The 13,501-nt window shown below is 55.7% G+C and carries 12 protein-coding genes; 1 reads left to right on the top strand and 11 read right to left on the bottom strand.

Annotated elements, in window-relative coordinates; genetic code table 11:
- Positions 1–4: 4 nt before the first annotated feature.
- From K7H94_RS15700 to K7H94_RS15660, 9 genes are all read right to left on the bottom strand, one after another.
- Complete coding sequence (locus K7H94_RS15700) at positions 5–1,168, bottom strand: hypothetical protein (RefSeq protein WP_222951308.1); 1,164 nt, start codon at positions 1,166–1,168, stop codon at positions 5–7.
- 19 nt (positions 1,169–1,187) lie between these two features.
- Positions 1,188–2,378 (bottom strand): nucleoid-associated protein, encoded by a 1,191-nt coding sequence (locus K7H94_RS15695; protein ID WP_222951307.1) that lies wholly within the window; start codon positions 2,376–2,378, stop codon positions 1,188–1,190.
- A 213-nt stretch (positions 2,379–2,591) separates the two neighbouring features.
- Positions 2,592–3,086, bottom strand: coding sequence for an STY4534 family ICE replication protein (locus K7H94_RS15690; protein ID WP_222951306.1), 495 nt, complete (start codon positions 3,084–3,086; stop codon positions 2,592–2,594).
- A gap of 377 nt (positions 3,087–3,463) precedes the next feature.
- Complete coding sequence (locus tag K7H94_RS15685; protein WP_222951305.1) at positions 3,464–5,524, bottom strand: FAD-binding oxidoreductase; 2,061 nt, start codon at positions 5,522–5,524, stop codon at positions 3,464–3,466.
- A 14-nt stretch (positions 5,525–5,538) separates the two neighbouring features.
- Complete coding sequence (locus K7H94_RS15680) at positions 5,539–6,150, bottom strand: glutathione S-transferase family protein (protein WP_088516056.1); 612 nt, start codon at positions 6,148–6,150, stop codon at positions 5,539–5,541.
- 162 nt (positions 6,151–6,312) lie between these two features.
- On the bottom strand, positions 6,313–7,668 hold the full coding sequence (gene celB, locus K7H94_RS15675) for a PTS cellobiose transporter subunit IIC (protein ID WP_021507630.1): 1,356 nt from the start codon (positions 7,666–7,668) through the stop codon (positions 6,313–6,315).
- A 152-nt stretch (positions 7,669–7,820) separates the two neighbouring features.
- Positions 7,821–9,128 (bottom strand): 6-phospho-beta-glucosidase, encoded by a 1,308-nt coding sequence (locus K7H94_RS15670; RefSeq protein ID WP_222951304.1) that lies wholly within the window; start codon positions 9,126–9,128, stop codon positions 7,821–7,823.
- Entirely contained in the window at positions 9,121–9,465 is a 345-nt protein-coding gene (locus K7H94_RS15665) for a PTS lactose/cellobiose transporter subunit IIA (protein WP_223815702.1), read from the bottom strand. The genes K7H94_RS15670 and K7H94_RS15665 overlap by 8 nt, the downstream gene beginning before the upstream one ends.
- A gap of 59 nt (positions 9,466–9,524) precedes the next feature.
- Complete coding sequence (locus K7H94_RS15660) at positions 9,525–9,833, bottom strand: PTS sugar transporter subunit IIB (RefSeq protein WP_058759671.1); 309 nt, start codon at positions 9,831–9,833, stop codon at positions 9,525–9,527.
- Positions 9,834–10,121: 288 nt separating this feature from the next.
- Here K7H94_RS15660 and K7H94_RS15655 point away from each other — a divergent pair, with 288 nt between their 5' ends.
- The gene (locus K7H94_RS15655; RefSeq protein WP_222951303.1) at positions 10,122–11,066 is read left to right on the top strand and encodes a MurR/RpiR family transcriptional regulator; all 945 of its coding nucleotides are present in this window, start codon (positions 10,122–10,124) and stop codon (positions 11,064–11,066) included.
- Positions 11,067–11,082: 16 nt separating this feature from the next.
- Here the strand turns inward: K7H94_RS15655 and K7H94_RS15650 are convergent, their stop codons facing one another.
- Together K7H94_RS15650 and K7H94_RS15645 are read right to left on the bottom strand one after the other, a co-directional pair.
- On the bottom strand, positions 11,083–12,171 hold the full coding sequence (locus tag K7H94_RS15650) for a tartrate dehydrogenase (protein ID WP_058774858.1): 1,089 nt from the start codon (positions 12,169–12,171) through the stop codon (positions 11,083–11,085).
- A 16-nt stretch (positions 12,172–12,187) separates the two neighbouring features.
- Positions 12,188–13,498: an MFS transporter gene (locus K7H94_RS15645; protein WP_222951302.1), complete on the bottom strand. Its 1,311-nt coding sequence runs from the start codon at positions 13,496–13,498 to the stop codon at positions 12,188–12,190.
- Positions 13,499–13,501 lie beyond the last annotated feature (3 nt).

Here is a 13,501-nt window from a genome sequence, read left to right as displayed (position 1 = left end):
AAGATTAGCTATCTAAGAATAGCCATTTTAACAAAAGATAAACACCGCCAACCCAAAGCATCCCTTTTCCAATTCCATTGACTTTAGATATTCTGGTTTGTGCACTATTAACTTTATCTAATAGATCTTTGTTAATCTCACTTGCTGCTTCTTTAACTTCCAGGCCTTCTTCAAACTTAGAATATCTTTCAAATGATTTTTTAATGCTTTTCTTTAGAGAATTATAAGAATCATTCAAAACTTGGTTTGACATGTGGGTGATATGATAGACATAAAACAAACCTACCATAATTAAAAATGAATCTAAAAAACCATTTGATTTAGCTATACCTCCAATCGCTATCAAAGCTCCTGGAATGGCAAAAGCTTTAGTTTGGCTTGAGGATACAAATTCATTTATTTTTGAAGTGTATTCAAGGTTTTTTTGTTCAATTTCAGAAAGTAATTTATTAACCGAAAATCGATTTGTATATAACTCAAGTAAATCGTTATAGCGATTGTAAATTCTTTCACCCAATGAGATCAAGGAATCTATATTTTTGTTTTCCTCATTACTCACGAAGTCATAAATGGCATTTCTAATAATTGCCTTTCTCTCTTTTTCTTGTGCATCACTAATGCTGAGTATTTTTAAAAAATCATCAGCAGCAGACTCCGACTCTGAAATAGGATTGATATTTAGTATTAAATCAAGGCGTTCATAAGATTCAACAACCAGTTCCTTACCACCATCATCACTGGGGATGTAAATGATGAATTTTTCTTTATATGAGTGATTAGAAACACATTCTAAGATATAACTCCACTTCAAAAAAAGGGAAATAGCAAGAGCTTGGCTAACATACTCTATTGATGAGATTTTTTCTCTTAGAACTATGTAGTCTTGCGGAAGTTTACCCAATGATTTTGCCTTCCGCCACAAACTATCCAAAGAAGGAAAAATGATTGAGTCCTCTTCAAAAGAGCGAGAGTTAGTTGTAATTACTAAATCATTTCCTTCAATATCCGGTTTTTTAGAAAGACCGAACTCGACAAATTTATCTTGCATGAAAGACAAATTGGAGGGGGATGAGTCAACAAAGTTAAAAGTCATAATATTACCATCGGATTTAATATCTGCCGAAAAAGTAATGTTTACAAATTTTTGAAAGTCTTCATTTCTCATCATACCCCTCCTTTGCAACGAATCATTCGTGGCCAATTATTTTTTCAACTTCCTCAACACCTGATCTTGTTAATTTTACAACAAGGTGACCATTTTTACGATCATAATAAACTTTCTTCCCAGATGTCTCATCATCACTAATGGCATTAATATCGACCTTAAAGACATAATCATCTTCATCATCTGTAATTTTTATCTCTCCAAAGTTTTTCCCAGAGAAAACACTTGGTTCAAAGAAATCATCGATTGCATAATCATTGGCATTAACAAAAGAAACGAACTTTCCGATAACATTATTATTATCAGACAGTGAATTATTGATCGTTTTTTCAATGTCTTCAATTGAGATTTTTTTATCGATTGGTTCTTTGGCTTTTTTATTTAAAAGCTCTTCAATAGCTTGTCTTACCTTTACCTTTTCAAAAGTTGAAAGGTTGGCGTTGTCAGCAAAATCATCAATAGCTTGATGTAATTGCTGAATGCTGCGATTATTATCAATTTTAGGGTTGCAACCAAGGGCCCGTTTGAAAAATTCACTACGAGACTTTCCATTGATAAAATGAAGGTACGGATCACCATTATTTTCAGGATAGCTTGCGCGAAAAAGAGTTAAGTCAACTAACACGGCTTGTCTTAAAGAATCTATATCAATTGAGGGCAATTTCTCTGGAATTAAGTCATCATCAAAATTAAATACACCTTTCCGGTCAACCATTATTATGAAAAGTCGACCATCACTTTCGATATCTTCATCAACCTTATAATGAATGAACACAATAGCCCCGCCGGTAAGCTTTGCCTTGTCTTCATTAGCCTCACGCTTCATTAACTCCATCATTGAATCAACGAATGACTCAAAACCTACTTTCTGATCTAAATAGCCATTAAGTATTTTAGGAGGGCTCAAGGGCACGATGTTTTTTTCAATGACACCGTGAATCTTTCTTTTGAATTTGAATTTTTTCTCAATTTGCTGGATAAACTGCTGAACATCGTCGCTATTGAGCGTCCAAGGCAGACCGAGATCCTTAACAAAAACTGGCCCATTGTTGCCTTGTTCCCTTTCCAAAGTGGCTGTAAGCGCAAACTGAGGTAGGTAGTCTTTTTGCTTAAGCTCAAGAGTGGGGTCATACCCGCAACCACAGAGAGAGCCTGCATCTACTTCACTTCCGCATGCCGGGCATTCAATTTCGACGTCTGCTGTGTGTGTCATAAAGATACCTTGAATTGTTGTTTTATCAGGCGGATATCATATCAGCACACTAAAAAAAAATTTATAGATAATTATTTGACTGTATTAATATACAGTATTGGTGGTTCGTCAGGCAAGACTGGATGAAAAAATGCAGATAACAGCTAATTTCAATTACACCAAACCTATTTTGCCCTAAGAAAATGGCACCCTTAGTTAAGGGGGCCATTGAGGTTAAAATGAATTCTCAGCATAATTTCCTTTATAATTACGTGAGTTAGGTGGGATGGAATCACTTTTCTCAGCCTTAAAAACCATCGCCTGACTAATCTTGATCCAATCGACCTTAATCAATCTGGCTTTCAAGCTAACGCGCTGTTCGCCTGCATGATCACCCTTGTTGAGCATGAAAATGTCAGACGTCAGGTTGCTGAGAGTAAAAAAAACAAGCAGCACTTTCTGGTCCTCGTCTACGGTTTTCTGGCAGCGACTTTTAAGGTCCGTTGCTTCTTTACCGGCGACAGTGGCATCAAAGCGCACATAGGTAGGGTTGTCAGTGGGGCCGCTCAGCGCATTAATCACCACGCTAAGGAAGCCGCCAGTGAGGGTTTCAATTCTGCGAATATTGCTCAGATAACCGAGCCCTTTGATGTTGAGATTGAAGTATTCAGCTTTGGTAGAAGTAGTGTTGGCGTTGTTTGCAGCATTGTTAGTAGTGGTAGCAGTCATGATGTTTACTCCAGGAGTGGGAAATAGTGACGGAGAAACATTCATCCCTGACGGATAAATGCTTTCCGTCAGGAAGCGCAGATAGCTATGCCGCGCTGGCTGGTCAGTACAAAGAACCTCATCACACAGGTGATATCCGCATTAAGAGGTTGAGCGGATAGACCACTGCAAAAGCAGCACTTCTCTCAGGTCATGAAGTTTTAGATGGCAACCGCGTAAGCGTTTCTCTCAGGCTGCTGAAACATTGGCTGGTTGTTGAGACTGACCTGCTCCCCTTTGATTAATACGCTGTGATGTTAGTAATGTTTTCAATTTCACCCTGACCCCGAATATGATCCATGCATAACCAGGAATAACCGGCTTGCCGGGCACTCACCTCACAACGCCAGCTGCACCGCCGCGTCCCCGTCTTCGACCTGCGCCGGCACCGCGCAGCAGATCAGCACTTCATCCTGCGCCAGCGTGATGCCTGGCCGGGAAGTGTAAGTCACCGCACCTTGCACCAGTCTGGTCTTACAGCTGCCGCAATGTCCGGCGCGACAGCTGTAGGCCGGGCTCAGGCCGCGCGCTTCGGCCAGCTCCAGCAGCGTGCCGGACTGCGGCGTCCAGCGCACTTCTTTCAGCGATTCAGTAAACACCACCGGCACCGCTTCGGTCGCCACCGGCGGCAGCGCGGCGGACTCTGGTACATTCTCCTGCTGACGCTGCAGCGACGACGGACCAAACGCTTCAGCGTGAATACGCGTGTCGGCAATATTCAGGCCGCGCAGTCCGTCATACATCGCCTGGGTAAATGACGGCGGACCGCACAGATAGAAATCGTAATCGTTGAACGGCAGCACCTGCGACAGCAGCGCCATATCGATGCGTCCGGCAACGTCATAATCCACGCCCGCTTCGGCTTCGCCCGGCTGGCTGAGCACCCGCACCAGTTTCAACGCACCTTCGCTGGCCGCCAGCAGCGCATCAAGCTCACGCGCAAACGGGCGTTCGGCCAGGTTACGCGCCGACTGCAGCAAATACACGGGGCGCATCCGGCGTTTGCGTCGTCCTTCATAAATCAGGTGACGCAGCATTGCCAGCAGCGGCGTGATGCCGACGCCCGCCGCCAGCAGCACCGCTGGCCGCGTTTCGTGTGCATCAATAGTGAAGTCACCTGCCGGTGCGCGCACCTCCAGCCGATCGCCGACGCGCAGGGCATCGTGCAGATACTGCGACACGGCGCCTTCACGCTTCACGCTGATGCGGTAATAACCATCCGACGGCGCAACTGACAGCGTATATTGCCGAATCAATGGCTTAGTGCTGCCCGGCAGCGTCAGGCGGATTGGCAGATGCTGGCCTGCCAGATGCGGCAGCACGCCAGCGCCATCATCCGGCGTAAGGTGAAACGAGCGAATCTGCGCGCTCTCATCGACGATCCGCGTGATGCGGAAGGGTCGCCACTGCGCCGCCAGCTGCTGCGCCTGCAGGCGTTCGCTGGCGGACGGCCAGTCACCGGTCATCAGCGAGGCGGGCGATATGCCGTCGGGCTGATCGGCCCAGCGCAGGGCGAGGGCAGCGCGCCGGCGCACGATGCAGCGCGCGCTAAAGCGCCACAGCCGCTCGGCTCCCTGAAAGGCCGCGATTTCGGCGGAATCGGTTATCACCGTGGCATCGCCGCTCATCTGCAATACATCGCCGCTGGCGTAGTCGATAAACAGCAGCCCGGCCTTGCCGTTGAGTACGATATTGCCGAGGGTGGAGAAGAACAGGTTGCCGTTGAAGTCCGGAATGGTCAGTACATCATCGGCAGCGATGCGCACAAAACCGGCTTTGCCGCCGCGATGCGAAACGTCCACCTGACGGCGCGCCTGGTCGGCATAAGTGGTGACATAAAACGTGTCGGCTTGACGGATGGCGGCGCGCGCGGTGTCATCCAGCGCGCTGAGCGTCTCAACTTCGCCCTGATAAGCCCTGCCGGGCGCATGGTCGAAGCGGAAATCGCGCAGCTGGATATAGCGCGGGCAGTTGCCGAAGCTCTGGTCAACCTGCACGCGCAGGCCGCCGCCAATCGCCGTCAGCACGCCGTTCATGCGGTTGCGCCGCCGCGTGTGCAGCTCAATGCCGAGCAGGCCCACCGGCGCGCCATCGGTCATCCCGCCGGCCGCCGGATCGCTGGCGTCAGGACGGGCCGCGATATCCAGCGTGGTGGCGTTGGGCGAGAAGATAAAACCGGGCTGGCCTTCCAGCAGCGTGGCCCAGGCATCACCCTGTGCATCAACGCTGCCGGCAACGATAAACGGCAGCTGCGCGTAAAAGTCACGATGCTGATCGGGCATGTAATCGCGGATCACGCGCTGCCCGACATCGGCCATACGTTCTGCCACTCCCGCCTGCTGCTGCAGCGCAATTTCACCGTCATGCCATACCGGCAGCGTAATCAGTTTCTCGCCCATGATGCTGGCTCCTGTCAGGCGCGCAGGCCGGCGGCGGTCTGCGGAAAAGGCACAAAGCCGGGCAGCGCTTCAATCCGGCGCAGCAGCTGATTCACCGCAGGGTAACCGGACATCTCGACATTGCCTTCCGGCGCTCCGGCCAGGTAGCTATATAAAGCGATGTCAGCAATAGTGGGATGGTCGCCCACCAGCCACTCACGCTGGCTGAGATGGCTTTCCAGCCGCGAAAGAATCAGATGCGCGCGCGCCAGCACCTCTTCCGCGTTGAATTTGGCACCAAACACGGTAATCAGGCGCGCCGCCGCCGGACCGTAAGCCAGTTCACCGGCCGCTACCGACAGCCAGCGCTGCACCTGGGCGGCGCCCAGCGCATCTTCCGGCAGCCAGTCGCTGCGGTTAAATTTCTTCGCCAGGTACACCAGAATGGCATTGGAATCCGCGATGTAAACGCCATCGTCTTCCAGCACCGGCACCTGACCGAACGGGTTGATGGCGAGAAACGCCGGGGTTTTATGTTCGCCGCCAGGCAGGTCGACTTCGACCGTTTCATGCGCTATGCCGAGCAGTGACAGTGCCAGCAGTGCGCGGTGAGCGTGGCCGGAGAGTGCTAAATTGTAAAGTTTCATCATGCGGTTCCTCAGGTTGTGGCCGGGGTGATCCCGAGCCGTGGCCTAAGGTTCGCACAGCCGTATTGCTGGCAGAATAGCCAGATCTGCGAAGTCATTATTGCAAAAAGTGGAAGGATGCGGCCGGGTGCGCAGCAGGGCTCACCCGGCAGAGGGAGTGGTTCAGGAAGGCACGACGGCACTGCCGCTGGCGGCCTGCGCCTGCTGTTCGTTCTGCTGCTCTTCGCGCAGTTTCAGGCGATCCCACACGCGGAAAAACGGATAGTAGACCACCAGCGAAATCGTCAGGTTGACCACCTGCAACACCGTGCCGGAGATATGGCCGCCGGTGGCGAGATAGCCGCTGACGAAAATTGGCGTGGTGAAGGGCAGGGCGATGCCGGCTGGCGGCGCCACCAGACCGCTGCTCATTGCCGCCCACGAAACAATCACCAGCAGCACCGGCGTCAGGATAAACGGCAGGAACAGGTACGGGTTCATCACCAGCGGAATGCCGAACACCAGTGGCTCGCTGATGTTGAACAGCGCTGCCGGCGCGGCGATTTTCCCCAGCTGTTTCATCTGGCGGCTGCGCGCGCGGATCAGCATAAAGATCACCAGCCCAAGCAGCGCGCCGGTGCCGCCAGGCGCAATCCATAAATCGTAAAACTGCTGGGTAAAGATGTGCGGAATCGGCTGGTTATGCTGAAAGGCTTCGAGGTTTTCACTCATGTTCGACAGCCATACCGGCTGAATGAACACCAGCACGATGGCATCGCCGTGCAGGCCGAGCGTCCACAGAATGCCAATCAGCAGCACCGAGAAAATCATCCCCGGCAGCGTGCCGCCGACGTGGTGCATCGGCAAACCAATCACAGTAGCGATCAGGTTGTTGATGTCGTGGAACGGTGAGGCTTCAACGGCCAGGCGCAGCAGCAGCACCACGGCCAGCACGCAGAAGCCGGGAACCAGCGCGAGGAACGATTTCGCCACCGCCGGCGGCACGCCTTCCGGCATCTTGATCACCAGGTTACGGCTGTGCACAAAGCGGTAGATTTCGGTGGAGAGCAGCGCAATCACAATCGCCACGAACAGGCCCTGACTGCCGATCAGTGAAATCGGCAGCACACCGGTGACCAGCTGCGCGGGCGCGCCTTCAACCGGGGCGAACAGCGTCTGCTGCGGAATGGTCATCACAAACGCCACCAGCGCCATCGCGCCGCTGGTCAGCGGGTCGAGCGTGCGGTATTTCTCCGCCAGCCGGTAGGCGATGCCGAAGCTGGAGATCAGCGCCATGATGTCGTAGGTGGCACGCACCGGATAGAGCAGTTTATTGCGCCAGCTGTCGCCGAACAGGTCGGCCATCAGATGGCCCCACGCCGGGATCGGCAGGTAGGCGAAGATCAGAAAAAAGCTGCCGATCAGCATGAACGGCATGTTGAGAATGATGCCGTCCCGCACGGACAGCACATGCTTCTGCCCGGCCACCTTGAGCGCGGCGGGCAGCACATAACGTTCGATGATATTACGGTTGGACATAGGGCCTCCTCGGGCACAATGGCGCAACAAATTAACAGGTCAATACGTGTCATTTCGGCGCGGCAGCGGATACCTGCACCCGCCGTCGCGGCGCAATTTATTACGCGATAAAGCGCGCCACGACGGCCAGGGTGCGGTTTGCGACAGGGATATCACGCAAACTGCGGCAGCCACGGTTGATTCAGCGTCAGCACCTCGTCCAGCAGCGCTTCGGCGCTGGCGACGTCGCCGACCAGCGGGTTGCCGACCAGCGCCAGCAGCGCGGCACCGCGATCGCCGTGTACCGCCGCGTCGATGGTCAGCCGCTCGAAGGCTTTGATCTGCTGCGTCAGCCCGTGCATCAGCGGTGGCAGCGCGCCAAACACCAGCGGGTGCGCGCCCTGTGCATCGACCACACAGTTGACTTCCACCACCGCGTCGTCCGGCAGACCGTGAATCGCCCCGCGGTTCTGGCAGTTCACCACCAGATTTTGCCCGCTATTGTTATGGATGGCGCTGATGAGCTCAACGGCCACTTCGGAGTAATACGCGCCGCCGCGAAAACTCAGCTGCTCCGGCTTGTGCGCCAGCTGCGGATCGGCATACAGCGCGAACAGCTCGGCTTCCACCTTCATCACCTGCTCGGCACGCGTTCCGGCCTGGCCGTGCTGCGCTTTCTCCTGCTCCTCGGCCAGCATCTGCGGCGTTTGCCAGTAATAACGATGATAAGGGCAGGGAATCGCCTGCAGCGCCCGCAGAAACGCCGGCGACCACGGCATCTCTTTGATGTTATTCATGGTCAGCGACTGGCCTTCGCACAGCTGTTCGATCACCCCGGCGGTCACGTCCTCGCCGCGGCACAGCACCTGATGCACCCACACCAGATGGTTCAGCCCGGCGAAGCGCAGCGCCACCTCGTCAAACGGCGCCTGTAACATGCCGGCGATCATATGGTGCATATTCACCGGCACGTTACACAGGCCGATGATCTTCGCGTTGCTGAAGCGCGCCACCGCTTCGGTGACGATGCCCGCCGGATTGGTGAAGTTGATGATGAAGGCGTCCGGCGCCAGCTGTTCCACTTTGCGCGCAATCTCCAGCATCACCGGAATGGTGCGCAGTGCTTTGGCGAAGCCGCCGACACCGGTGGTTTCCTGACCGAGACGGCCATACTTCAGGCCCAGCCGTTCATCGGCGGCGCGTGCCGCCAGCTGGCCGACGCGCAGCTGTGTCAGCACAAAGCGCGCACCGCGAATCGCCTCATCCAGCGCGAAATGCACGCTGACCTTAACCTGCTCCAGCCCGTTCTTTTGCAGCATACGGCGCGTGAGATCGGCGATGATCTGTACCTTTTCGCGTCCTGCCGCCACATCCACCAGCGCCAGTTCGGTTACCGGCAGCTGCGCATAACGGTTAATGATTCCCTCCACCAGCTCCGGCGAATAGCTGCTGCCGCCGCCAATGATTGCTATCTTAAGCATCGTTTTCTCCTGCCGTGGTACGGCGATAGAGTTCAATGATTTCGCCCGCTAAATCCTGAATCAGCATGGCGTTCATCAGGTGATCCTGGGCATGAACCAGAATCAGGGTAACCGGCAGCCGGCCGCTGCCTTCGTCCAGGCTAATCAGCGCCGTCTGCTGCTGATGCGCGCTGCTCACGTTTTCCCGCGCCGCCGCCAGCTGCTGCTGTGCCGCCTCAAACTGGCCGGCGCGCGCCAGCCGCAGGGCACTGAGAGCGGCGCTGCGCGCGGCACCGGCCTGCACCAGCAGCAGCATGATCTCCTCTTCCGGAACCACCATTACGTCATCTTCAGGCATGCAGAATCTCCCACAGCGCAACGCCGTGTGTTATCAGTCAGATTAGGGGAAACGAAGAATCAGGAAGCGTGCAGCGCCAGCGCTTTATCCAGCACCTGTTCGCCGCGCATCATGCCGTAATCCATCATGTCGATCACGGCGACCGCCTTGCCCTGCGGGGCCGCGATGGCGGTGAGGCGGGCAGCTTCAAACTGCACCTGTGGGCCGAGCAGCACCACATCCGCATCCGGCAGGATACGTTCGAAATCGGCCACCGGGACGGCCTGAATGTTGATCGCCAGCCCGCGCGCTTGTGCAGCGTGCTGCATTTTATTCACCAGCATGCTGGTAGACATGCCAGCGGCACAGCAAAGAACAATGCGCATAATTTATCCTCCTGTGAATTGACTCCGGCATTTAAGACCTGTCGCAGTTGCACTGTAAATACCCTGCGGCCAGATGATTTTGTGATGAAAGTTATTTAAAGTGTTATTTATCAATAGCTTAATCATGAAATTGCCATGAAAATAATTTTCATTGGTGTGATCGGTACGATGATTTTCTGTTGCGAGTGCTTTAATTCCAGGAAAATTCAGTGCGCTCAGCTGAAAAAAATCTCACCATGAAAAATATTTTCATGCATCATGAGAGTTCGTTACTGAGGATGTGATGAGCTAATGGATATTGTCTGGCAACTGCAGCAGCAGTCGGCGCGTTTTGATGCGCAGGAATCAAAGCTGGCGCGATTTATTCTGGATAACCTGCACGCCAGCGCGCAGGCCACTATGGAGAGTCTGGCGACGCAGGCGGGTGTTAGCCCGGCTGTACTCCAGCGCTTTGCTGCCTCGGCGGGCTACCGCGATCTGGATGATTTTCTGCACCAGGTGCGCCAGGCCGGCCAGCAGGAAAGTGCGTTTATGACGGTGATTCGTCAGCGGCAGGCTTCGCTCAGCCAGCAGGAGCAGCGGGTGGCGCGCGCCATCCTGCGTGACGCCGCGTTCGCGGCCTCGGCCACCATTGAACAGCTGGCCAGCCGGGCGGAAGTCAGTGCGGCGACCATTACCCGCTTTGCCCGTTCGGTCGGCTGCGACGATATTCGCGATCTGCGTATGCGGCTGGCACGCGCCAGCGCTGAACCGGCTACTTCCAGCCACGGTGCGGTGCCGCAGCTGGTGAGTCTGCATCAGGCGCTGGCCCAGCAGTGGCAGCAGCTGGATGACAGCCGCTGGCAGCAGGCGGCGCAGGCGCTGCGTCAGGCACGTAGCGTGTTGCTGATCGGTGCCGCCGGCCAGCACACGCCGCTGGTGGCGGAAGTGCAGCAGCGGCTGAGTGAGGCCGGGCTGGCGCTGGCGTGGATCCAGGACGACAACCTGCTGCGCCTGACGCTCAGCCGTTTGCAGCCGGACGATCTGCTGCTGATCCTCGCGCCGGACACCATCAACAGCAGCGTGCTCAGCGCGGTGCATCACGCTCACATCCAGCAGACCCCAGTGATGGCGCTGTGCCCGGCGGCGCTGGATCTCGCCAGCCAGGCCAACTACTGGCTGCCGCTGCCGGATGCAGCACCGGCGCGGCGCTATGGCATCCTGCTGGTGCTGGACCGGCTGGCGGCGGCGCTGTAACACCCCGCCTTTCGACTCAGGCGGTTGCCGCCACCTGAGATTTGGCCTCAATAAACTGCACCAGCGCGCGCGTCACGTCAGCGGTGGTGGCGCTGCCGCCGACATCCGGCGTCAGAATGCCCGCCGCGCACACGTGTTCAATGCCCTGCATTATCAGCGCGGCCGCGTTGCGCTCGCCCAGATGCTCCAGCATCTGTACCGCGGTCCAGAAGGTGGCGATCGGGTTAGCGATGCCTTTGCCGGTGATATCAAACGCCGAGCCGTGAATCGGTTCGAACATCGACGGAAAACGCCGCTCCGGATCGATGTTGGCAGTCGGCGCGACGCCGAGACTGCCGGCCAGTGCGCCGGCGAGGTCGGAGAGAATATCCGCATGCAGGTTCGTGGCGACAATGGTATCCAGCGATTGCGGGTGCAGTGTCATGCGGTGCGTCATGGCATCCACCAGCATCTTGTCCCACTGCACATCCGGAAACTCCTGCGCCACTTCCGCCGCAATTTCATCCCACATCACCATGCCGTGCCGCTGGGCATTGGATTTGGTCACCACCGTCAGCAGTTTGCGCGGCCGCGACTGCGCCAGTTTAAAGGCGTAGCGCATGATGCGCGTCACGCCGACGCGGGTGAAAATCGCCACTTCAGTGCCCACCTCTTCTGGCAGGCCGCGATGCGCACGGCCGCCGTTGCCGGAGTATTCCCCTTCCGAGTTCTCGCGCACGATCACCCAGTCAAGATCGCCCGGTCCACGGTTGCGCAGCGGCGAGGTCACGCCCGGCAGAATTTTGGTGGGCCGCACGTTGGCGTACTGATCGAAGCCCTGACAAATCGGCAGGCGCAGCCCCCACAGCGTGATGTGATCCGGCACGTCCGGCGCGCCCACCGCACCAAAGTAGATGGCATCAAACTGCTTCAGCGTCTGCAGGCCATCTTCCGGCATCATCACGCCGTGCTGTTTGTAGTAGTCCGAGCCCCAGTCAAAGGTCTGCACGTCAAACGTCAGCTGTTCATCGTGCCGCGTCAGCGCCTGCAGCACCTCAACGCCAGCCGAAATCACTTCCGGGCCAATACCGTCTGCCGGAATCGCGGCAATTTTGTAGTTACGCATAGTCTTCTCCAGTCAATTAATGGGTATGAGGATGAGGCAGATCGGCGCTTTGCGGTTTTGGCGTGTGCGCGGCGAGAATCAGCACGATGAGCGCGGACAACGCCAGCAGCGCGGCGACGAAATAGAGTCCCCAGGTGTAGCTGCCGGTTTGCTGGCGGATCACGCCAATCATCATCGGGCCGACAAAACCGCCGAGGTTGCCGATGGAATTAATGGTGGCGATGCCGGCGGCTGCAGCCGGCCCGCTGAGAAACAGCGTCGGCATGCTCCATAGCGGCGGCTTGGAGGCGCTGATGCCGACCGTGACCAGCGTCAGCGCAATAATCACCGCCAGCAGCGTGCTGACGTTACCGGCATAAATCAGCCCGGCGGCAGCCAGTAAACAGGCGCCAATGACGTGCCAGCTGCGCTCGCCACGACGATCGGAGTGACGTGCCCACAGGATCATGCCAATCACGCCGATCACCGCCGGGAAAGCATTGAGGAAGCCGATTTCCAGCGAGGAGGCGCCGAAGCTGCGGATGATTTGCGGTGACCAGATCCCCAGCGTGTACAGCCCGGCCGACGTGCCGAAGTACACCAGCGCCAGGGCCAGTACGCGCTTGTCCGCCAGCCCGCGCCAGGCGCTGCTGTGGCCGTGCTGCGTCGACCGCGCCTGCTCTTCAGCCTGCATGGTCTCCTGCAGCCAGCGCCGCTCTTCTGCGTTCAGCCATTTAGCCTGCGCCGGACGGTCGGTGAGGAAAAACAGCACCACGATGCCCAGCAGCAACGCCGGAATCGCTTCTAACACGAACATCCACTGCCAGCCGGCGTAGCCCAGCAGACCGTGCATCTCCAGCAGCGCGGCAGAGACCGGCGAGCCGAGCGCGGTAGAAAGCGGGGCGGCAGCCATGAAGATGGCGGTAACCTGCGCGCGCTTCGCCGCCGGGAACCAGTAGCTGAGGTAGAGAATGATGCCAGGGAAGAAACCGGCTTCCGCCACGCCGAGCAGAAAGCGCAGGAGGTAGAAGCTGGTGGTGCCCTGCACCAGCGCCATGCAGCCGGAGACCAATCCCCAGCTGATCATCACGCGGGCGATCCAGATGCGTGCGCCCACTTTGTGCAAAATTAAATTCGACGGGACTTCAAACAGAAAATAGCCGAGGAAAAAGATTCCGGCGCCAAAACCAAATACCGTAGGCGAGAAACCTAAATCCTGATTCATGGTTAACGCGGCAAAACCAATATTGACGCGATCGAGAAACGCGATGAAATAGAGCAGCATGATGAAGGGCACAATGCGCAACGTCACTTTACGCATCACCCTTTTTTCGAGGTGAGAGTTCATATT

It is taken from the genome of Pantoea dispersa (assembly GCF_019890955.1).
GTDB classification, from domain to species: domain Bacteria; phylum Pseudomonadota; class Gammaproteobacteria; order Enterobacterales; family Enterobacteriaceae; genus Pantoea; species Pantoea dispersa.
The sequence above is the reverse complement of the archived record's forward strand: the minus strand, read 5'-3'. Positions and strand labels throughout refer to the sequence as shown.

Coding starts and splice junctions, on each gene's coding strand:
- K7H94_RS15650 (WP_058774858.1), bottom strand. CDS start 12,171: ATGCGTAACTACAAAATTGCCGCGATTCCGGCAGACGGTATTGGCCCG.
- K7H94_RS15645 (WP_222951302.1), bottom strand. CDS start 13,498: ATGAACTCTCACCTCGAAAAAAGGGTGATGCGTAAAGTGACGTTGCGC.
- K7H94_RS15700 (WP_222951308.1), bottom strand. CDS start 1,168: ATGATGAGAAATGAAGACTTTCAAAAATTTGTAAACATTACTTTTTCG.
- celB (WP_021507630.1), bottom strand. CDS start 7,668: ATGTCCAACCGTAATATCATCGAACGTTATGTGCTGCCCGCCGCGCTC.
- K7H94_RS15680 (WP_088516056.1), bottom strand. CDS start 6,150: ATGAAACTTTACAATTTAGCACTCTCCGGCCACGCTCACCGCGCACTG.
- K7H94_RS15665 (WP_223815702.1), bottom strand. CDS start 9,465: ATGCCTGAAGATGACGTAATGGTGGTTCCGGAAGAGGAGATCATGCTG.
- K7H94_RS15685 (WP_222951305.1), bottom strand. CDS start 5,524: ATGGGCGAGAAACTGATTACGCTGCCGGTATGGCATGACGGTGAAATT.
- K7H94_RS15670 (WP_222951304.1), bottom strand. CDS start 9,128: ATGCTTAAGATAGCAATCATTGGCGGCGGCAGCAGCTATTCGCCGGAG.
- K7H94_RS15695 (WP_222951307.1), bottom strand. CDS start 2,378: ATGACACACACAGCAGACGTCGAAATTGAATGCCCGGCATGCGGAAGT.
- K7H94_RS15690 (WP_222951306.1), bottom strand. CDS start 3,086: ATGACTGCTACCACTACTAACAATGCTGCAAACAACGCCAACACTACT.
- K7H94_RS15655 (WP_222951303.1), top strand. CDS start 10,122: ATGGATATTGTCTGGCAACTGCAGCAGCAGTCGGCGCGTTTTGATGCG.